The sequence below is a fragment of the Paraburkholderia hospita genome (genome assembly GCF_002902965.1).
Classification (GTDB): domain Bacteria; phylum Pseudomonadota; class Gammaproteobacteria; order Burkholderiales; family Burkholderiaceae; genus Paraburkholderia; species Paraburkholderia hospita.
This window is the reverse complement of sequence record NZ_CP026107.1, coordinates 1067658-1088525: the sequence shown is the minus strand read 5'-3', so window position 1 is coordinate 1088525 and position 20868 is coordinate 1067658. Positions and strand designations below refer to the sequence as shown.

Genomic DNA, 20868 nt, shown 5'->3' with positions numbered 1-20868 from the left:
ACCCGCTGGGGGCCGCTGCGGCGCGCGCGAGGGCTCCGCCGCGCCCGATGCATCCGCGCGACTGTCTGCTGCTTGCCGCTTGTCCGGCCTGGGGTCTGCCGGTCTGGCTGAGGAGAGAGCTTCGGGCATGAGCGTATCGATGGAAGCGGTCACTCATTCTACTCACCGAACGGGTGCATTTCGTGTTGCTTTTTGCAGGTTTAGGAAGGCCTCCCGAAAGAATCGGGAAAGCTTCCCGGGCATGACGCGCCTTTGATATGCGACGCTTCAATCAACGGCGAATCGACACAGAGACAGGCATGCGCGGCTCGCGAAAGCGCCATCGAAACAAGGCTAAAACAAACTGCTGGAGACAACAACGATGAAACCCTCACGGCGCAAATCACGACGCGCCCGTCTGCATCCTCGCAAGCGCGCTTTCCAACTGATGTTCAGCAGCGCGCTGGCCAGTCTGTGCGCGGCAGCCTGGTCGCAGGAGGCCGCGCCGCCGCCCGCCGATACACCGCCCGCCGACGTGCAGCAGACCGCGCAGAATACGACACAGGAAGCCGAGATGCCGTCGATTCTCGTGATCGGCACCACGCCGCTGATCGGCATCGGCACCGCGATCGAACTGGTGCCCGCCAACGTGCAGACTATCCGCGGCCGCGAGATTGACCAGCAGCATCCGAACACGCTCACCGACTACTTCGCGACCAATCTGACGAGCGTCGATATCAACGACGCACAGGGCAACCCGTCGCAGATGGACATCAACTATCGCGGCTTCACGGCTTCGCCGCTGCTCGGCACGCCGCAGGGGCTGTCGGTGTTCATGGATGGCGTGCGCATCAACGAGCCGTTCGGCGACGTCGTCAACTGGGATCTGATCCCGCAGGCCGCGATCGATACGATCCAGCTGATTCCCGGCTCCAATCCGACCTTCGGCCTCAACACGCTCGGCGGCGCGATTGCGATCACGACGAAGAACGGCAGTAATTCGCCCGGGGGCGAAGCGGAGATCAGCGGCGGATCGTTTGGTCGCAAGAGCGCGCAGATCCAGCAAGGCGGCATGGTCGGCAGCAACCTCGACTACTACTTCACCGCGAACGCGACCAACGACGACGGCTGGGCCGATCACAACGGCAGCCGCTTGCGGCAGGCTTTCGGCAAGCTGCGCTATCACGATGCCGACACGACGCTGTCGATCTCCGGTGGCGGCGCGGACAATACACTCGACGGCTCGCAGACGATTCCGCGCTCGTTTCTCGACAACCGCAATCAGGCGTACACGTTTCCCGATCAGAACAACAACACGGTCGGCTATCTGACGATTGCGGGCGAGCACTATTTCACGCCCAATGTGCAGTTGAGCGGCACGCTCTACTATCGCCACTATCGCAACAAGAACGTCAGCAGCAACGTGAACGACGACTTCGATCCCGATGACCCCGACGATGCACCGCCCGCCACCAACGTGCAGTCGACGGTGTTCACCCAAAGCTACGGCGGGAGTCTGCAACTGGCGCTGTTGCAGAACCTGTTCGGCAAGCGCAATGAACTGACGCTCGGCGTCGCCGCCGATCTTGCGAATACGCACTTCACGCAGGCATCGCAAGACGCGACGTTCACCGACACACGCGCGACGATCGGCACCGGTCCGTTCGTATCGACGACGGATGCGAAGACACGCAACGAAACTTACGGCATCTATTTCACCGACACGTTCTCGTTCACCGAACAATGGGCGTTGACGTTTGCGGGCCGCTACAACTGGTCCCGCACGACGATCGGCGACGAGAGCGGCGTGCAGCCGCTACTGGATGGACGTCATGTGTTTTCGCGCTTCAACCCTGCTGTCGGCATCACTTACAATCCGACCGATGCGCTCACCGCGTACTTCACTTACAACGAAGGCATGCGCTCGCCGACATCGATCGAACTGGCGTGCGCGGACCCGGATGCGCCCTGCTCGCTGCCGAACGATTTCATTGCAGACCCGTCGCTGAAGCCCGTCATTTCGAAGACGTTCGAAATCGGCGCGCGCGGGCGCATCGGCAGCAACACGACGTGGAGCGCCGCGCTGTATCGCACGACGCTCGACGACGATATCCAGTTCATCAGCAGCAATGGCGCGGCGAGCTCGCTCGGGTTCTTCCAGAACGTCGGCAAGACGCGCCGGCAAGGCTTCGAAGTCGCGGGCCGCACGAAGTACGGCCCGGTTGGCGTGAGCGCGAGCTATAGCTATATCGACGCGACTTATCAGTCGACGTGGACCGAGAGCAGCGCGAGCAATTCGAGCGCGGACGCGGAGGGCAACATCACGGTCAAGCCAGGCGACAAAATTCCCGGCATTCCGCAGAACACGGTGAAGCTGCGCGTCGACTACACGCCATTCGCGGCGTGGAATATCGGCACCAGCCTCACGTATCGCGGCAGCATCTTCGCGCGCGGCGACGAGAACAATCAGGATGTGAATGGCACGGTTGCCGGTTATTTCCTAATCGATCTCGACACCACGTACAACGTAACGAAGCAGCTTCAGGTGTTTGCGACCGTCAAGAATCTGCTGAACAAGCACTATGCGAACTTTGCGATTCTCGGCGAGAACTTCTTCAATGGACCGAACCATACGTTCGATCCGGGCGGCGTCACCAATGAGCAGTTTCTTGGGATCGGCGCGCCGCGCGGGGTGTGGGTTGGGTTGAGGTATGCGTGGAAGTGAGCAGCAATTTCATAGGTCTGCGACGGCTTGCCTGTTCTTGTTGGACCGTCGCAGACAGTAGCATTCACCGCGACTCAATCGACCCCTGACTCGGCGGCGACGTCACGATACCCCACGCCAGCGGCAAATCGCCAATCTGCCCGACCGTCTGATAGGTCTTTGCATCGAGCACGAACACGGCATTCGAGCGCCCGCACGCCATCAGCAATTTCGACCCATCCGGCGTGAAGCTGAAATGCCAGCAGCGCTGCCCGACAGGCGCGTCGGCCACGTGCTCGTACGTCTTCGCATCGAACACCTGCAAGGTCTTGTCGCGCGCCGCGGCGACGAGCAGATGCTTGCCCTCGGGATCGAACGCGACGCCGTACGGACCCATCTTCGTATCGACCGTCTTCAGTGTCTTCAATGTCGCCGCGTCGAGCACGACGAACTTGTTGGTATTCTCCAGCGTCACCACATACTGCTTGTGGTCCGGCGACGCCTTGATGCCGCGCGGCCGCGAGCCCTTGTCCATCTTCACCGTGCGCACGAGCTTGCCCGTGCCGGTGCGATACACCGACACCGTATCGTCGCCCTCGTTGGTGACGAGCAGCTCGCGCCCATCCGGCGAAAACTCGACGCCCTCTGTCTCGTGCCCGCTCTTCACCGAGCGCACCACCTTCATCGTCTTCAGATCGACGATCGCCACTTCGGCGGGCGGGCCGTTCGCGTCGTCATCGTCGTCGTGGCCGCCGCCCTTCCCCGGCGCGCCGCCCGCCTCCGCTTCGGGCTTGCCTTCCGGTTTGCCTGCGCCCTGAGCACCCTGAGCGCCCTGATTCGCCGCCAGCGCCTGCGGCGGCGGTCCGCTCTCGCCAGGCTCGTACGTCACATACGCAAACCCGCGATGCACGCGCACGAACTCCGGGTTCTTGCCGATCTTCACGCGCGTGATCACCTTGTCCGTCGACGTATCGATCACCGACAGGTCGCCCGTCTTGTTCGCCACCAGCAGCTTGCTGCCGTCTGCCGTCAGGCTCAGGCCGCGCGGGCCGTCCTTGCCGAGCGCGATGGTCTTCTTCAGCGTCATCTGGTCGAGGTCGATCACGCCGACGCCGTTCGTCTCGCTCGTCACGTAAGCGACGGCTGCTGCCGATGCCTGGCCGATACCCGCGCCAAGCAGCACGGCGAGCGCGACGGATACCGCCATGCGTGTATGTCTGGTCGTGCACTGCATCGATGTCTCCTGCGGAGTGTTGTTCGACGGGCCCGCGTCGGATCGCGCGAACCATATTCGTTGTGCCGCAAGGGCAGATTCACCCACGCTCAAGTTAGCGCATCGCGCGTCGGGATGACAGCATGGGAGGCCGGGAGTTTTTCCCGAAATCGATGGATGCGTGCGGCTCAATGCGCGGCTTCCGGTTCTGACGCGAGCAGCCCGACGAGTGCATCGACGCCGCGACGCCACGATTGGTCCGTATTGCCGCGGATATCGACGGAACGCTGGAACACGACCTGTCCGTTCGCCGTGTCTTCGATGCGCAGATTGATGTTGAGGATCAGGTTGCTGATTTTCTGCACCCAGCACACGCCGACGCGTTGCACGCCGAGCTTTCGGCCGATTTCCAGCTCGCAGCCGTTGCAGGCGCTCAGGTCCTGGGTCTTCGTGAAGCCGTCGATCAGCGCCGCCGCCGGACGATTGTCCGCGACCTTGTACAGGCCGCGCTGGTCGACACGCGCGCGCAACTCGGTGCTTGCCATCGCGGCGCGCGCCTGTTGCGACTGGGTGACGGAGGCATCGTTGTACGCCGCGTTGTCGTCGATCACGACGCAGTCAAGCAACGCGATAGCAGGCGGCGCGGCGGCGACTGTCACCGAAACGGTACAGAGTGCGGCGGCAGCGGCGAGCAGACGACACAGCGCGCCAGCGCGCCGCAGTCCACACATATCGTTGGAACGGCAGGCGGTCAACGCGATAAGCCCTCCACGATCGAGATACACATGAAGCGGGCGCACCGACGCGCCCGCCCTCGTGGCGATCGTGAAGCAGATAACGCGCCTGAACGCTGCAGCGCGCTTGCGGCAGGTCAGGTCTCGGAAACCGAATCGGCAGTCTGCGCCGCCGCTTCCGCCGCCAGCGCCTTACCAACCTCATCCGCAAATCGCTGCAACGCTGAAAGTGGCCCGCAGACGCTGTGATACATCTGACTGCCGATCTGCGCGTCCAGCAATACCTGCATGCCGGACTTCTTAGCCATTTCGATCAGATCCACCTCGTTCTCCTTGCCGGATACGCTCTATAGCGACAACACCAGCGTACCCAGTCAATTTGACCGTCATTCCCCTGAACAGAGGCCATGAAGCGGATCAATTTACCTGTTTCGACGCCTAACCTTACCAACAGCCTCACGGCGATTTGAGCGGTGCCGACACCACAGGCCGTGACGCAAGCTGCTGCGCATCCTTCGCGGACGGCTCCGTTTTCGGCGAACGCGCCGTATCGGCGCTCATGATCGAGAACCCGAACGTGTTCACGCCGTCCTGGCTGCGCGCGAACACCACGCCGCCGTGCATGTCGGCGACCGCCTTGACGATCGCCAGCCCCAAGCCGTGATTCTCGCGGCTGTTCGTGCGCGACTGTTCCGCGCGATAGAAGCGGTCGAACGCGTGATCGAGCACGTCCCGCATGATCGGCTCGCCGGGATTCGCCACGGCGATCCACACGCGGCCCGCTTCGCGCGACACCGTCACCCGGATCATCGCGCCGGGCGTCGTATGGTGGATTGCGTTGATCAGCAGGTTCGCGAAAGCCCGGCCGAACAGCGAACGGTTGACGCGCGCCACCGCATCGCCGTGCAATTTCGCCTGCACTTGCGCCTCTTCCATCGGCATTTCGAGGAACTCGATGGTGCGCGCAATTTCCGTTGCAAGCGACACTTCGACCAGTTCCGTCGCCCGCTCGCCCTGATCGGCGCGCGCCAGAAACAGCATGTCGTTGATGATGCCGCGCATCCGCTCGAACTCTTCGAGATTCGATTGCAGCGTGCGGCGCAGATCATCGACCGAACGGTTGCGCGTCAACGCCACCTGCGTCTGCCCAATCAGGATCGTCACAGGCGTGCGCAACTCGTGCGCGACGTCGGCATTGAACGACTCGAGGCGCACATACGCCTGATCGAGCCGCTCCAGCGCACCGTTGAACGAATGAGCGAGATCGTTCAGCTCGAATGGAAGCTCGGTGGTGCGCAGCCGCTGCGAGCGGTTATCGGCGCTCACTTCGGATGCGTCCACGGTCAATCTGCGCAAGGGCGCGAGGCCGATGCGCGTGACCCAGTAGCTCAGTAGCGACGCGCCGAGCGCGCCAAGCGCCGACAGTGCCGCCAACGCAAGGCCGAATTCGCGCAACGCCTGCTCGGTTGGCGCGTAACTGGTCGCCACCTGCAACTGCACCTGCGGACGCTCGCCATTCGGCGGAATGGTCAGCGTCCGCGTCAGCAAGTCATGGTCGGTGCCGTTGTGCGTGACGCGTGCATAGTCGCCGCGCCATTGCTGCGCAATCGTGCCCGTCACAGCGTGCCCGTAATTGAACAGCGGATTCGTGCTCGAAATCGAATAGGCACTCGTGCCGTCGCGCGGCGTCATGTCCGCGAGCTTCTCTTGCGCGATGCGCCACTTGTCGCGGTTGATCGCGTGATGCACGATGATCCGCGCGACTTCCGTGCGGCTATCGAGCGAATCGCGCAGGCGCTGCTCCAGTTGCGAACGCAGCACGAGAAACAGCCCCGTGTCCACCAGCGTAAAAACAGACAGCGCGACGAGCGCGAACAGCAGCGCGAGACGTCGTGCGATGGAACGGGTCGAGCGAGTCATGATGCCTCCGCTTCCTCGCGGACTTCGAGCACGTAGCCCATGCCGCGCATGGTGTGCAGCAGCTTGGTCTGGAACGGGCCGTCGAGCTTCGCGCGCAGCCGCTTGATCGCCGTCTCGACGACGTTCGTGTGGCTGTCGAAGTTCACGTCCCAGACGAGTTCCGTGATGATCGCCTTCGACAGGATATCCCCCTGCCGGCGCGCGAGCACACTGAGCAACTGGAACTCTTTCGCGGTCAGATCGAGCCGCACGCCGCTGCGTGTCGCGCGCCTGCCGATCAGATCGACATACAGGTCACCGACGCAGATCAGCGTCGATTCCTGCACGCGCGTGCGGCGTGCGAGCGCGTGCAGCCGCTCGACCAGTTCGAGAAACGAAAAGGGCTTGGTCAGATAGTCGTCCGCGCCTTCGCGCAGGCCGCGTACGCGGTCGTTCACGTGATCGCGCGCGGTCAGCATGATGACGGGCGTGGACTTGCGCATGCGCAGCGCCTTGAGCACGCTGAGCCCGTCACGCTTGGGCAGCATCACGTCGAGCACGATGATGTCGTAGTCGAACTCGGACGCGAGATGCAGGCCCTCTTCGCCGTCCAGCGCGACGTCGACCACCCAGCCCTGCTCCGTCAGGCCACGGCGCAGATAATCGACGACCTTGAATTCATCCTCCACGATGAGCAGCTTCATGGGCGCTCCTTTTGTATTGTCCTGTTCATTATAAGTAGGCTTTTCAAAGTGTTCAGCCCGTCCTTTACAGTCTGTTTTCAGTTCGGCGCGTGCGGACTCGATGCACCGGCATCGTTCGATGCATCTTTTGCCGCATCGCCCGGCATGCGCTGCGCATCCGTTTGTTGCACGTCCCAACCACCGCCGAGCGCCTTCACGAGCGCGACGGATGTCGTCATCTGCTGGCCGTGAATCTGCACGTCCGTACGCTGGCTCGTCAGCAATGATTGCTGCGCGGTGATCACATCCAGATAGGCGACGAGTCCGCCCGAATAGCGGTCGTTGGCGAGCGACAGCAGCCGCTGCGCATCGGCCACGGCATCGTGCGACTGGGACGCGGCGCTATCCAGCACGGAAAGCCCCGTGATACCGTCCTGCACCTGCTGGAACGCCGTCAGCACAGTCTGGCGGTAATTGGCCTGCGCAGCCTTGTAGCCCTCGCTGGCGAAATCGACATTGGCCGCGCGCCGGCCCCCGTCGAACACGACCTGACTCACCGCGGTGCCTAGTGTCCACACCAGGCTCGGCGCGCTAAACAGGCTCGCGAGGTCCGTGCTTTGCCAGCCGATGCCCGGCGTCAGCGTCAGGCTCGGAAAGAATGCTGCCTTCGCGACGCCGATCTGCGCATTCGCCGCCGCCATCGCGCGTTCCGCCGATGCAATATCCGGGCGGCGCTGCAGTACGTCGCTCGGCAGGCCAAGCGGGATCGCAGGCACGGCATACTCGACCACTTTCGGCTCGATCGAGAACTGCGGGGCGGGCACCGCGACGAGCGCGGCGATCGCATGCGCGAACGCCTCGCGCTGTGTGACGAGAAGCTGCGCCTGAACGCGCGTCTGGTCGAGCAGCGACTTCTGCTGCAATACGTCGAGCCCGGAAACGGAGCCAAGGTCGTGCTCGGTCGTCACGTAGTCGAGCGCTTTCTGTTGCAACTGGACCGAGCGGTTCAATACGTCGATTTCCGCGTCGAGCTCGCGCAGTGAGAAATAGTCGGTGGCGAGATCGGTGGTGAGCACGAGCCGCGCATTCGCGAGATCGTCGCGCGACTGTTCCGCCGACGCCCGCGCGCCCTCCACTTCACGGCGGATGCGGCCGAACAGATCGACGTCGTAGTTGATCGTCGGGCCGATCTGCAAGTCGTTTTGCACCATCGACTGATTCGGCACCGTGAAGCTCGTGGCGGGCCGGTTCTTCGAAATGCGCTGGCGTGCCGCCGAGGCCGACAGATCAACTTCGGGAATCAGTTGCGCGCGCGTATTGGCGAGCGTGGCGCGCGCCTGCGCGTAATGCGCGCTGGCGGCGGCGAGCGTCTGGTTTTCCGCAAGCGCCTGCGTTTCGAGCGTATCGAGCGTCGCGTCGCCGAACGCCTTCCACCAGTCCGGCGTAAGCGGCGCATGCGAGGGCTGCGCAAGACGCCAGTAGGAATCCGTACGCCACGTGGGCGGCGCGTCCGTCATCGGCGCCTTGTAGTCGGGGCCGACTGTACACGCGCACAGCGTGGCCGCAAGGGCCAGCGTACTCGTTCGCGCGGCAAGGATAAGGGTATTCACGACGCCGCCTTGTTCTTCGCCTGCGGCTGCGATTGCGGACGCGTCACTACGACATGATCGCCGTCCTCGATCGAATCGCTCGGGTTGATGATCACGCGGTCGTTCGGCTCGACGCCGCTTTCGATTTCGAGCGTCTGCCCGAGATCCTGCGCAATCGTTATCTTGTGCAGATGCACGACGCCATCGTTATCGACCACGGCAACGCGCGGCCCTTCCGCGCGGAACAGCAACGCGTTGCCCGGGATCGACAACTGCGCGCGTGTGCCCGAAGGCAGCGCGACCTGCACGTAGGCGCCCGGCCTCAGCTTGCCGTCCGGATTGCGCAGTGTCACTTCGACCTGCAATGAACGTGTGGGCACGTCGATCGCGCCGGAAATGTGCGTGATGCGTCCATGGAACTGCTGGCCCGGCAGCTCCGCCTGCGTGACGACAACATCCTCGCCAACCTTGATGTTCTGCGCGTAGGCCTGCGGCAATTGCACGAAGACGCGCAGCGGGTCCGACTGCGCGAGCGCGAAGAGCGCGCGGCTCGTGCCGCTGCCCGCGTCGATCAGATCGCCGACATCGACATTGCGTTGCGTGACCACGCCCGCGAACGGCGCCACGATGCGCTTGAAGCTTTCGAGCTGGCGCAGCCGCTTCACGTTGGCCTCGGCGGCGGCGAGATTGGCGACATCCTGCGAGTAGGTGCTTTGCCGCTCGTCGAGCTCCTGTTGCGAGACGGCGTCGCGCTGACGCAGTTGCTGCCAGCGCTCGTACGAGCTCTTTGCGAGGCCGAGGCTCGACTGGATCTGGTCGCGCTGCGCAACGGCTTGCGCGAGTTCCTGATCGATCTCAGGCGTATCGAGTTCCGCGAGCAACTGCCCCTCTTGCACGCGTGCGCCGATATCGGCATACCAGTGCAGCAGATAACCCGTTGCGCGCGCGAAGATAGGCGACTCGACGTAGCCGCGCAATGTTCCCGGCAGGACCGTGACGCCCGCGCTGCCATCCGTCTGCTTCGGCGTCACCACATCGACGTATTGCTTCGCGTTTTGCTGCGTGGTTTGCGCGACCGAGCGGCTTTGCATGATGTTCGCCACGACGGTACGCAACGCGCCGATCGCCAGCAGAATCAGCACGATCACGACCGCGATCTTCGCGCGCCGCCATTCACGATGGCGCGGCGGCAGCGCGTGCCCGTCCTGGGTCTCCCGTGCGGGGATCGCTAGCGAAGAATGCGTTTTTTCAGTCATCTCAATCGTCCGTGTTCGGGCTGTTTCCGTGCTCGTCGTCTCGGCCATGTCGTCCATGAGCGTCACCGTGCTGTTGCTCGTCGTGCTCGCCCCGCTCGCGTATTGCCTTGCGATGCACGAGCCGGCTGTGAATGCCCGCGAACAGCAAGGGCACGAAGAAAAGCGTCGATACCGTCGCGAACAGCAGGCCGCCAATCACCGCACGCCCGAGCGGCGCATTCTGCTCGGCGCCTTCGCCGAGTCCGAGCGCCATCGGAATCATGCCGATGATCATCGCGAACGCAGTCATCAACACCGGCCTGATCCGGCTCGCGCCCGCTTCGAGCGCGGCCGTGAGCGGCGGCGCTCCCGCCGTCAGGCGTTGACGCGCGAACGAGACCATCAGAATACTGTTCGCGGTCGCGACGCCCATCGTCATGATTGCGCCCGTCAGCGCGGGTACGCTCAGATGCGTGCCCGTCAGGAACAGCATCCACACGATGCCCGCCAGCGCGGCCGGCAATGCGCTGACGATGATCAGCGGATCGATCCACGACTGGAAGTTCACGACGATCAGCAGATAGACGAGCACGATCGCCATCGCCACGCCGATGCCGAGGCCGAAGTACGACGTGCGCATGGTCTGGACCTGACCACGTATCGCGATCTGGCTGCCGCGAGGCAGCGTCGCGCGTGCCTGATCGACGATCTTTTCGACCTGCTTGTCGACGCTGCCGAGATCGCTCCCCTCGACGCTCACGAACACATCGATCACGGGGCGGATGTTGTAATGCGTGACCATCGCGAACTGGGTCTGCGGCGAGACCTGCACGAGATTACCGAGCAATTGCGTCGGCCCGGTCGACGATGCCGATACGGGCGTGCGCAACAGTTGATCCACCGACGAGATCTGATATTGCGGCGTCTGCACGGCGAGGTTGTATTCGACGCCGTTGCGCGGATTGAACCAGAATCCCGGCGACGTCTGCGTACTGCCCGACAGCGAGATCAACACGTTCTGCGCAACATTGTTCGCGTTGAGATTCAGTTGCTGCAAACGCGTGCGGTCCATCTGCAGATTGATGACCGGCTCGTCGAGCTTCTGCTGGATGTGCGCATCGACGGCGCCAGGAATCGTGCGGATCTGCTTGAGCAGCTTGCGCGCGATGTCCAGATTGCCTTCCTGATTCGCGCCGACGATCTGCACATCGACAGCGGCGGGCAAGCCGAAGTTGAGGATCTGCGTGACGATATCGGCTGGTTGAAAGAAGAACTCGGTGCCCGGAAAACGCTGCGGCAATATCGCGCGCAAACGGTCGACATAGCCGAGGCTCGGCTTGTGGTCTTCGTTGAGCGCAAGCAGGATGTCGCCGTCGAGCGTGCCGATCGTTCCGGCGTTGCTGTATGAGAGATTGATGCCGCTATAGGGCAAACCGAGGTTGTCGAGCACAGTCCCGAGTTCGTCGGGCGGAATCACCTCGCGCACCACCTTCTCGACCTGATCGGCGAGCCGGGCCGTTTCTTCGATCCGCGTGCCTGTCGGCGCGCGCATATGCAGGCGTATCTCGCCGGCGTCGACGCGTGGGAAAAAGTCTTCGCCCAACACGAATGTGAGGCCCAAGGACACCACACAGAAGCCGAGAAATAACGTACCGAACATCCGACGCCGCACCAGCAGGCTGCTGAGCACCACAATGTACGCGGCCCGCATCGTCTCGAAGCCGCGGTCGAAACGGTGATACATACGCATGAACAGATTGGGCCGTGCATTCGCGTCGCGCTTGTTCGCGTGACCCATCAGCAGCATCGCGAGCGTCGGCACCAGGGTTCGCGACAGCACGTACGACGCGAGCATCGCGAACACCACGGCTTCCGCGAGCGGCACGAACAGATAGCGCGCGACACCCGTCAGAAAGAACATCGGCACGAACACGATACAGATGCACAGCGTCGACACGAGCGCGGGAATGGCAATCTCGCCCGCGCCGTCGAGAATCGCGTCGTGCAGATTCGTGCCCATGTGCAAATGCCGCTCGATGTTCTCGATGGTGACGGTTGCATCGTCGACCAGTATCCCCACCGCGAGCGCGAGGCCCCCTAGCGTCATGATGTTGATGGTCTGCCCGAGCGCGTGAAGCGCAATCAGCGACGTCAGAATGGACAGCGGAATCGAAATGGCAATGATGCAGGTGCTGCGCCAGTTGCCGAGAAACAGCAGGATCATCGCGGCCGTCAGCGCGGCGGCGATCAAGGCTTCGCGAACCACGCCTTGAATGGCGGCTTTCACGAACACCGATTGATCGAATAGCGGCGTGACCTTGAGATCGGGCGGCAGCGCGGCCTCTGCGCTCGGCAAGAGCCCGCGCAGCGTGTTGACAATCGAGAGCGTCGACGCGCTGCCCGTCTTCAGAATCGAAATCAGCACGCCGCGCCGGCCGTTTTCTCGCACGATGTTCGTCTGCGGAGAAAAGCCGTCGCGCACATGCGCCACTTCGCGCAGATAGGTCGTCGCGCCGTTGACCGTGCGCACGGGAATGTCGTTCAGACCCGCGATGGTGGTCGGCGAGCCGTTCATGTTGACCGTGTATTCCTTCGGTCCGATCTTCGCGGTGCCTGTGGGCAGAATCAGGTTTTGCGCGTTGACGGCGTTGACGACGTCGAGCGGCGTCAGTCCCTTGGCAAGCAGCGCGCGCGTGTCGAGATCGACGGAAATAAGACGGCTCTTGCCGCCATACGGATACGGCACGGCTGCGCCCGGAATCGTCACGAGTTGCGGACGCAGGAAGTTGAGCGCCGTGTCGTTCAGATCCTGCTCGGACAGACGTGGGCTCGACAGGCCCAGCTGAATCACGGGAATGCTCGACGCGGAATAGCTGATGACGAGCGGCGGCGTCGCGCCGGGCGGCATCTGTTTCAGTTGCGCCTGCTCGACGGCGACGGTCTGCGCGATGGCTGTCTGGATGTTCGCGTTCGGTTGCAGAAACAGCTTGATGATCGCGATGCCTGCGAGCGATTGCGATTCGATGTGCTCGATGTCGTTGACGGTCGTCGTCAGGCTGCGTTCATTGACGGACGTGATGCGGTTCGCCACATCCTGGGCGGACAGGCCCGTGTAGTTCCAGATGATGCTGACGACGGGAATGTTGATTTCCGGCAGCACATCGACGGGCGTCGTGAACAGCACGAATGGCGTCGCCAGCACGATCAATATGGCCATCACGATGAACGTGTACGGCCGCTTCAATGCGAGATTGACGATCCACATACAGGTGTTGGTATCCGAAAGAAGCGCGCAAGTGTGACGTGAGGCAGCGGCGTCAGTGTCTTGCTGCGCGTCCGCGGCAACCAGGTGTAAATACTAGTGCGCGAGGCCCAACGAACTGATGGCGCCAAAATGGCAGTTTTGCCATTTTCGGCTTTGAATGCTATTTGTCCTGCATGCACGTATTACCGTCTGTTTCGCCGTGGGCGTTTTTGCGGCACGTGTCTTGCAGGCATCGCATGTAATCGGGACCGCTATACTCGTTCCACTGCTCGACAAAAAGGCCAATATGAAGCGTTTTTCGATGATTCGCGAGTTTCATCTCGCCGACTGGTTCACACTCGGCAACGCCGTGTGCGGCACGGGTGCACTGTTTTCGATGATGAGTTATATCGGCAGCGCGAACGTCATGCACGTTTACTTCGCCTGCGCACTTGTATTTGCAGCGCTGGTGTTCGACGTGCTGGATGGACGTATCGCGCGCTGGCGGCAGAAGGCTTCGCTGCTCGGGAAGGAACTGGATTCGCTAGCCGACGTGATCTCGTTCGGCGTGGCGCCCGCCATCATCGGCTATGGATGTGGCATGCGCGGCCTGTATGACCGCGTTCTGCTTGCGTATTTTGTGGCGTGCGGCGTGTCGCGGCTCGCCCGCTACAACGTGACGGCAGAGACGATGTCGGGCGGGACGGGGAAAGTGACGCACTTCGAAGGCACGCCTATTCCGACATCGTTCGCAATCGTGCTGCTGCTTGCCATCGCCGCGTGGCAAGGGGCTCTCGGTCCGCAATTATGGTTCGGCGAGTGGCGGATTGCAGGTCATGTGCTGCATCCGTTGACGCTGGTCTATGGCATTTCCGGATCGCTGATGATCAGCCGCATCCGTATTCCAAAGCCCTGATTGTCAGGCATGCAGTGCGCCGATCAATTGCCTTTGTAAACGGTTTGATCGAGCGTTTGCAGTTGTCCATCACGCTCGGACTGTATCAATTGCTGGCGCACGTCCTGGCGCGTCTCCGCGACGTTGCGGCCGCCTTGCGCCGCGCTGCCCCAATTGACGCCGCCCTGACCCGTGTCCGCTGGCGCGGCCGATTGCGCCTGGGTCTGGTCCATCGGTTGATCGGTCGGCATTTGCTGCGCGTATGCGCTCGACATGGCTGCTACGCCCGCCGTTACCACGAGACTGAGAAGAAGTTGCTTCATTTCAAGGCTCCTTGATCGCGAGAGACTGTGCAGCGAATACAGTCGTCGCAGACGGCTCTCGGTGTCTGCAACGGCTGTATTAACTCTACGCTTCAAGAGTGGCGCAATGCTGGCATAAGTATGACGAAGCTGCCAGATTCGCGCCGGTTTATGCCCGGCCTTCAAAACCCAACAGTACATTGACGGCATTGATGCCGATCTCGTCGACCATGTACCCGCCTTCCATCACGAAGAGCGTCGGCAAACCAAGGCCCGCGAGCATTTCACCGACGCGCAGATAGTCCGGCGTGCGCAAACGGAAATGGCTGATGGGATCGCCTTCGAATGTATCGACACCGAGCGAAACAACGAGCGCGTCGGGCGCATGTTGTGCGATCGCCGAACCCGCTTGCTGTAACGCAGGCTCGTACTGTTCCATTGCCGTTCCCTTCGGCAGCGGCAGATTCAGATTGAAGCCCTCGCCTTCGCCAATGCCGCGCTCGTCGGCAAAGCCCGAGAAATAGGGAAACGATACGGCCGGATCGCCGTGTATCGATACGAACAGCACGTCATTGCGGTCGTAGAAGATATCTTGTGTGCCGTTTCCGTGATGGAAATCGATATCGAGCACCGCAACGCGCTTCGCGCCTTGCGAGATGCAACGTTGCGCGGCAATAGCTGCATTGTTCAGATAGCAATAGCCGCCCATGTACTCACGGCCTGCGTGATGGCCCGGCGGGCGGCACAACGCAAAGACCGCCTTGTCGCCGCGTGCGAGCGCATCGATTCCTGTCAGCGCCGAGTTCGCGCTCGACGAGACAGCGCTCCATGTTCCCGCGTTGATGGGCGAACCGGCATCCATCGAAAAGAAGCCGAGCTTGCCGTCGATGAATTGCGGCATCGCCGTGGAGGGCAAGCCACGTACCGGCCAAACAAGTGGCAACGCCTGGCATGTGCGGCCCGTTGCGGCCCAGTCGTCCCATGCCGATGCGAGAAACTCGACGTAGCGTTCGCTATGCGCGCCGACATAGCACGATCGCTCATAGACGTTCGGCGCCAGAACATCGCCCAAGCCCGCAGCTTTGACCTGCTTCAGCACGGTCTCTGCGCGGATGGGCTTTTCGAAGGAATCGGAGACGGCGCCGTCCTTGAGTTCGACGCCTTGATGCAAGCGGTGATCGCTACTGTAGATAGTTTGCATGGTTCTGTACGCCGCAGAAAGGAACGCACAGTCTACCGTCGCGACACCGCGTTGCGAACGACGTCAGAAAAGATACAGTCCCGCGACGAAAATCACGCCCGAGAACAGCAGCGCCGTCACGCAATAGCCCATGATGTCGCGCACGCCGAGCCCGGCAATCGCCAAAGCGGGCAGCGCCCAAAAAGGCTGCGCCATGTTGGTCCACGCTTCGCCGTAGGCAATCGCCATGGCCGACTTGCCGAGGTCCGCGCCGATCGCTTTCGCAGCGGGCATCACGAACGGGCCCTGTACGACCCAGTGGCCGCCGCCGCTCGGCACCGCGAAGTTGATCACGGCCGAACTCAGGAACGTCAGCAGCGGGAACGTGTGGACGTTCGCAATTTCGATGAACCAGTTCGTGATCACGCCCGCAAGACCCGAGTGGTCCATCGTGGCCTGAATGCCCGCATAGAACGGAAACTGGATCATGATCCCCGCTGTGCCGCGCGCCGCATTGCCAATTGCGCGTGCATACGCCATCGGCGTCTTGTGCAGCAGAATGCCCGCTGCAAGGAAAACGATATTGACGGTATCGATGTCGAGGCTGAAGCCTTTCTTCATGAAGCGGATCACCAGATAGGCGGCGATCAGCAGCGCGACCAGAATAGACAGAATGCGGCTCTCTTCGATACGTTCCGCCGGCGTGGATTGCGCCGTGATCTTGCGCTCCATCACGGGTTCGTCGATGAGCAGCGCAGGATCGACCGAGACGACATCTTCGGCTCGCGGCATCATCGCGCGCACCAGCAGCGGCAATGCGACGATCAGCGCGGCAGTGATGAAGAGGTTGTATCCCGTGAAGAGCGTCTGCGACACGGGAATCAGGCCAATCACCTTTTCCATCGGATTGCCCTTGGTTGCCGCGACCAGCGGCACCGAACCGGACAAGCCGCCATGCCAGGTGAGGAAGCCCATGTACGCGGCCGCAACCAGCAGCCGATAATCGACGCCGCGCACACGCCTCGCCACTTCTCGCGCGAACATGGCGCCCAGCACGAGACCAAAGCCCCAGTTGATCGCGCATGCCACGCCGCTCACGAACGCGACCAGCATCGTGCCTTGCGCCGGCGTCTTCGCCAGGCCGCCGAGAGCCGACAGCACCCGCTTGACGGGACCCGACGTCGCCAATGCATGCCCTGTTACGAGGATCATCGCCATCTGCATCGTGAATGCGAGCAGATTCCAGAAACCGCTGCCCCACATAAAGACGAGATCGCCGGGTGACTGTGGCGTGAGGCCCAATGCCAAGGCAAAGGTAATCGCCGTCAGAAGCAGCGCGAAAATAAGAGGATCAGGCAGAAAGCGATGAACCACCTGCGTAAAGAAGCGGGCAATACCTTGAATCACGACGTCTCCGGCACTTGTTCAATTGTTCGTTGGATGCGCGCGAGATTCTGCCACAGCTATGCGTAACGAGTCGGCGAACTGCACAAGCAGCCGCCGAACGTTCGAATGGAGAGGAATGAGTGCAGATGTGTCGCTGAATTAAAGCTTTCAACGACCTTAAAGAAATGAATGGAATGTGCGTCGCCGTTAGCGGCTCGTCCCGTTCAATGCCCCAGATAAGCGGCCTTGACCATCGGATCATTACGCAACTGCATCGCCGTTCCATGCGTCGCGATACGGCCGTTTTCCAGCACGTAGCCGTAATCGGCGACATTCAACGCGGCGGCAGCGAACTGCTCGACGAGCAGCATCGTCACGCCCTGGTCTTTCAGACGCTCGATAATTCGAAACACCTCGTCGACGAGAATCGGCGCGAGCCCCATCGACGGTTCGTCGAGCAACACGAGATCCGGGTTCAGCATGATCGCGCGCGCCATCGCGAGCATCTGCTGCTCGCCGCCCGACAGCGTGCCCGCCAGTTGATTGCGGCGCTCCTTGAGGCGCGGAAACAGGTCGATCGCGCGTTCGAGATCCGCGTTGACGTCGCCGCGCGGACGCGCCCACGTCAGGCGCGGAAATGCGCCTAGCAACAGATTGTCGGTGACGGTCATCGTCGAGAACACGCGTCGGCCCTCGGGAGAATGCGCGAGACCCAGACGCGCGATACGGTGCGAATCGAGCGAATCGATGCGTTTGGCCGATGCGCCTTCGCCCATCGTGATCTCGCCTCCGCTCGGACGGATCATGCCGGAGACGGCGCGCATCGTCGTGGTCTTGCCCGCGCCGTTCGAGCCGATCAGCGTGACGACGGAAGCCTTCGGCACGTCCATCGAAATGCCGTGCAGCACCTGAACCTTGCCGTAGCCCGCATGCAGATTGCGGATCGATAACATCGCGTGTTCCCCATTCATGCCGTTGTCGTGCAATCGAAACGTGTGCTCAAGCGGCCACGCCGCCCAGATACGCCTCGATGACTTTTTCGTTTTCCTGGATCTCGGACGGCTTGCCCTCGGCGATCTTCTGCCCGAAATCGAGCACCGATACCGTGTCGCAGACCGACATCACGACGTCCATGTGATGTTCGATCAGCACCACCGTAATGCCGTGATCGCGGACCTTGCGAATGATGCGCACCAGTTCCTTGATATCGGGCGCGGTGAGCCCCGCAGCGGGTTCGTCGAGCAACAGCACTTGTGGATCGAGTGCGAGCGCGCGGGCGATTTCGAGCAGACGCTGTTTGCCGTACGGCAGGTTGCGCGCTTCTTCCGCCGCGACATTCTCGAGACCGACGAAGCGCAGCATGCCGAACGCGCGCTCGCGTGCCGCGCGTTCTTCCTGACGATAACGCGTCGTCATCAGGCCGATATCGGCGAAGTTCGAGCGGAACGTATGATGCAAACCGACCAGCACGTTTTCGAGCGCGGTCATTTCGCCGAACAACTGCACGTTCTGGAACGTGCGCGCAATGCCCGACAACGCGATCGCAGAAGACGTGCGCCCTGCAATCGATTCGCCGCGATACTCGATCGCGCCCGCCGTCGGTATATAGATGCCCGTCAGCACGTTCATCATCGTGCTCTTGCCCGAGCCGTTCGGTCCGATCAGGCCATGTATCGTGCCGCGTCGCACCTTCAGGTTTACGTTGTTCAGCGCCTTCAGCCCGCTGAACTGCATCAGCACGCCGCGCACGTCGAGAATGGTTTCGTCGCCTTTGGCTTGCACATCGAGCACGGCATCGGCGGTGATTTCCGCGGGCTTTTCGGTGTCGACGGTCACGGTGCGCACGCGGCCATGCATGAAGAACTTGCGCACGAAACCGACCACGCCGTCCTGCAGGTAGTAGACGACCAGCAGAATCATCAAACCGAAAATCGTCAAGCGCCAGTCAGTCAGCGCATCGATCCAGTACGAGAACACCGCGAGGCCAACGGTGCCCACAATCGGAATCGCGACCTTGCGCGGCGTCACGCTCTTGCGCGCAATCGAGAACAGCGCGCCTGCGACCACGACGACGGCAAGGGCCGTCGCGACCATGCGGAACATCGAGATGTCGTCGAGCAGCTTGGGCAGCAACACGATGATCGTCGAGCCGATCAGCGCGCCTGTGCGCGTCTTGCGTCCGCCCATGATGATCGCGAGCAGGAACAGGATGGTCAGCTCGAAGTTGTATGTGTTGGGCGAGATGTACTGCTCAGAATACGAATATAGACAGCCCGCGAGCCCGGCGAAGCCCGCGCTGATCACGAACGCGTAGACCTTGTGCCGGTACACCGAGACGCCCATACAGTCGGATGCAATCGGGCTGTCGCGCAGCGCCTCGAATGCGCGGCCTAAGTGCGACTTCAGCACGCGATGCACGACCACGAGCGACACGACCAACAGCGCGGCCACCACCCAATAGTATTGGGTCTCATCGAGCATATGGCCTGCGATCACGGGCTTCGTGATCTTGATGCCCATCGGCCCGTTGGTGAGGAAATCCATTTCGTTGATCAGGATCTGGATGATCGTGCCGAACGCGAGCGTGACCATCGCGAGATACGGACCCGACACGCGCAGTGCGGGCAGCGCGAGAATCGCGCCGAACGCGGCCGTCACGACGATCGCCATCGGCACGGTCACATAGAACGGCATGCCGAGCTTGATGAACAGCACACCCGCCGTATAAGCGCCGACGCCGAACAGCCCCGCGTGTCCAAGCGACACTTGCCCTGTGTAACCGACCACGATGTCGAGACCGAAGAGCAGGATCGCGTAGATCATGATCGTCTCGACCAGGTGGATGTAGTACGGGTTGCCCGACAGCACCGGGAAGACCGCTAGCGCGACGAGACCAAGCAGCGCGCCGATGAGGTTTTTCTTTTTCACGGCGGACCTCAAACTTTCTTGATCGCAGTTTTGCCGAACAGACCTGCCGGACGCAAGGCGAGCACGATCAGCAGCAGGACGAGTCCGGGCACGTCCTTATAGCCCGTCGAGATGTAGAAGCCGGTCGTGGTTTCGGCGATGCCGAGTATCACGCCGCCGACCACGATGCCGAGCCCGCTCGACAATCCGCCGATGATCGCCACCGCGAACGCCTTGAGGCCGAGCACCGCGCCCATCGTCGCGCCCGTCAGCGTGAGCGGCGCGATCAGCACGCCGGCGAAGGCCGCCGTCAGCGACGACAGCGCATACGAGAACGTGATGACGAGGCCCGTGTTGATGCCCATCAGCGCGGCGGCATCGCGATCGTTCGAGGTGGCGACGACCGCCTTGCCGAAGATGCTGCGCCGGTTGAAGAACTCGACGGCAAGCATCAGCACCAATGCGCCGCCTACGACGAGCAGTTCCATCGGCAGCACGTTTGCGCCGAACACCCTGATGGGCGCTTCGGGCAGCGGCGATGGAAAGCGCAGATCGTCGCGGCCCCAGACGTTTTCCGCGACGTTCTTGAAGATGATGCCGAGCGCAATGGTCGACATGATCCAGCCGAACTCGGACTTGATCTTGATCGCGGGCCGCACGCCGATCCGTTCGACGAACGCGCCCTGCAACAGCCCGAACACGCACACGAGGGGAATCATCAGCCAGTAGTTGACGCCCAGCGTAACAAGCGTGAGACCCACCAGCGCACCGAGCATCAGCGCATCGCCCTGGCCGAAGTTCAGCGTGCCGGATGTCGCGAACGTGAGTTGGTAGCCGAACGCGATCACGGCGTAGATCATGCCGAGCGCAATGCCGCTATAGATGAGCTGAAGAAGAATGGCCATAGTCCAATTGCCT

At 62.1% G+C, this 20868-nt stretch carries 16 protein-coding genes; 2 read left to right on the top strand and 14 right to left on the bottom strand.

Annotation, left to right across the window (positions count from 1 at the left end):
• Positions 1-361: 361 nt before the first annotated feature.
• Positions 362-2704 carry a TonB-dependent receptor gene (locus tag C2L64_RS38140; RefSeq protein ID WP_007576891.1) on the top strand — a complete coding sequence of 781 codons (2343 nt, stop codon included), beginning with the start codon at positions 362-364 and terminating at the stop codon, positions 2702-2704.
• 64 nt (positions 2705-2768) lie between these two features.
• Here C2L64_RS38140 and C2L64_RS38135 read toward each other — a convergent pair whose 3' ends face one another.
• The 8 genes from C2L64_RS38135 to C2L64_RS38100 all read right to left on the bottom strand — a co-directional run bounded on the left by C2L64_RS38135 (position 2769) and on the right by C2L64_RS38100 (position 13301).
• Positions 2769-3917, bottom strand: coding sequence for a cytochrome D1 domain-containing protein (locus tag C2L64_RS38135; protein ID WP_039899695.1), 1149 nt, complete (start codon positions 3915-3917; stop codon positions 2769-2771).
• Between the two features lie 167 nt (positions 3918-4084).
• Positions 4085-4651, bottom strand: coding sequence for a DUF3280 domain-containing protein (locus tag C2L64_RS38130; protein ID WP_051058137.1), 567 nt, complete (start codon positions 4649-4651; stop codon positions 4085-4087).
• Between the two features lie 116 nt (positions 4652-4767).
• Positions 4768-4953: a hypothetical protein gene (locus tag C2L64_RS38125; RefSeq protein ID WP_007576887.1), complete on the bottom strand. Its 186-nt coding sequence runs from the start codon at positions 4951-4953 to the stop codon at positions 4768-4770.
• Positions 4954-5086: 133 nt separating this feature from the next.
• A complete protein-coding gene (locus C2L64_RS38120; protein WP_007576886.1) occupies positions 5087-6550 on the bottom strand; it encodes a heavy metal sensor histidine kinase in 1464 nt (487 codons plus the stop codon).
• Complete coding sequence (locus C2L64_RS38115) at positions 6547-7233, bottom strand: heavy metal response regulator transcription factor (protein ID WP_007576885.1); 687 nt, start codon at positions 7231-7233, stop codon at positions 6547-6549. The genes C2L64_RS38120 and C2L64_RS38115 overlap by 4 nt, the downstream gene beginning before the upstream one ends.
• Positions 7234-7310: 77 nt before the next feature.
• Entirely contained in the window at positions 7311-8822 is a 1512-nt protein-coding gene (locus C2L64_RS38110) for an efflux transporter outer membrane subunit (RefSeq protein ID WP_007733742.1), read from the bottom strand.
• Positions 8819-10057, bottom strand: a complete 1239-nt coding sequence (locus C2L64_RS38105) for an efflux RND transporter periplasmic adaptor subunit (protein WP_007576881.1) — start codon at positions 10055-10057, stop codon at positions 8819-8821. Before C2L64_RS38105 ends, C2L64_RS38110 begins: the two co-directional genes overlap by 4 nt.
• A gap of 1 nt (position 10058) precedes the next feature.
• A complete protein-coding gene (locus tag C2L64_RS38100; RefSeq protein WP_007576878.1) occupies positions 10059-13301 on the bottom strand; it encodes an efflux RND transporter permease subunit in 3243 nt (1080 codons plus the stop codon).
• A 286-nt stretch (positions 13302-13587) separates the two neighbouring features.
• Here C2L64_RS38100 and C2L64_RS38095 point away from each other — a divergent pair, with 286 nt between their 5' ends.
• Positions 13588-14196, top strand: coding sequence for a CDP-alcohol phosphatidyltransferase family protein (locus C2L64_RS38095; RefSeq protein ID WP_007576876.1), 609 nt, complete (start codon positions 13588-13590; stop codon positions 14194-14196).
• A gap of 23 nt (positions 14197-14219) precedes the next feature.
• Here the strand turns inward: C2L64_RS38095 and C2L64_RS38090 are convergent, their stop codons facing one another.
• From C2L64_RS38090 to C2L64_RS38065, 6 genes are all read right to left on the bottom strand, one after another.
• Entirely contained in the window at positions 14220-14498 is a 279-nt protein-coding gene (locus C2L64_RS38090; RefSeq protein ID WP_007576874.1) for a hypothetical protein, read from the bottom strand.
• 148 nt (positions 14499-14646) lie between these two features.
• Positions 14647-15678 carry a histone deacetylase family protein gene (locus C2L64_RS38085; protein ID WP_007576872.1) on the bottom strand — a complete coding sequence of 344 codons (1032 nt, stop codon included), beginning with the start codon at positions 15676-15678 and terminating at the stop codon, positions 14647-14649.
• 63 nt (positions 15679-15741) lie between these two features.
• A complete protein-coding gene (locus tag C2L64_RS38080; RefSeq protein ID WP_007576869.1) occupies positions 15742-17064 on the bottom strand; it encodes a TIGR00366 family protein in 1323 nt (440 codons plus the stop codon).
• Between the two features lie 203 nt (positions 17065-17267).
• The gene (locus tag C2L64_RS38075) at positions 17268-17996 is read right to left on the bottom strand and encodes an ABC transporter ATP-binding protein (protein WP_007576868.1); all 729 of its coding nucleotides are present in this window, start codon (positions 17994-17996) and stop codon (positions 17268-17270) included.
• A gap of 46 nt (positions 17997-18042) precedes the next feature.
• Positions 18043-19971: a branched-chain amino acid ABC transporter ATP-binding protein/permease gene (locus C2L64_RS38070; protein WP_007576866.1), complete on the bottom strand. Its 1929-nt coding sequence runs from the start codon at positions 19969-19971 to the stop codon at positions 18043-18045.
• Between the two features lie 8 nt (positions 19972-19979).
• On the bottom strand, positions 19980-20855 hold the full coding sequence (locus C2L64_RS38065) for a branched-chain amino acid ABC transporter permease (protein ID WP_007576864.1): 876 nt from the start codon (positions 20853-20855) through the stop codon (positions 19980-19982).
• Positions 20856-20868 lie beyond the last annotated feature (13 nt).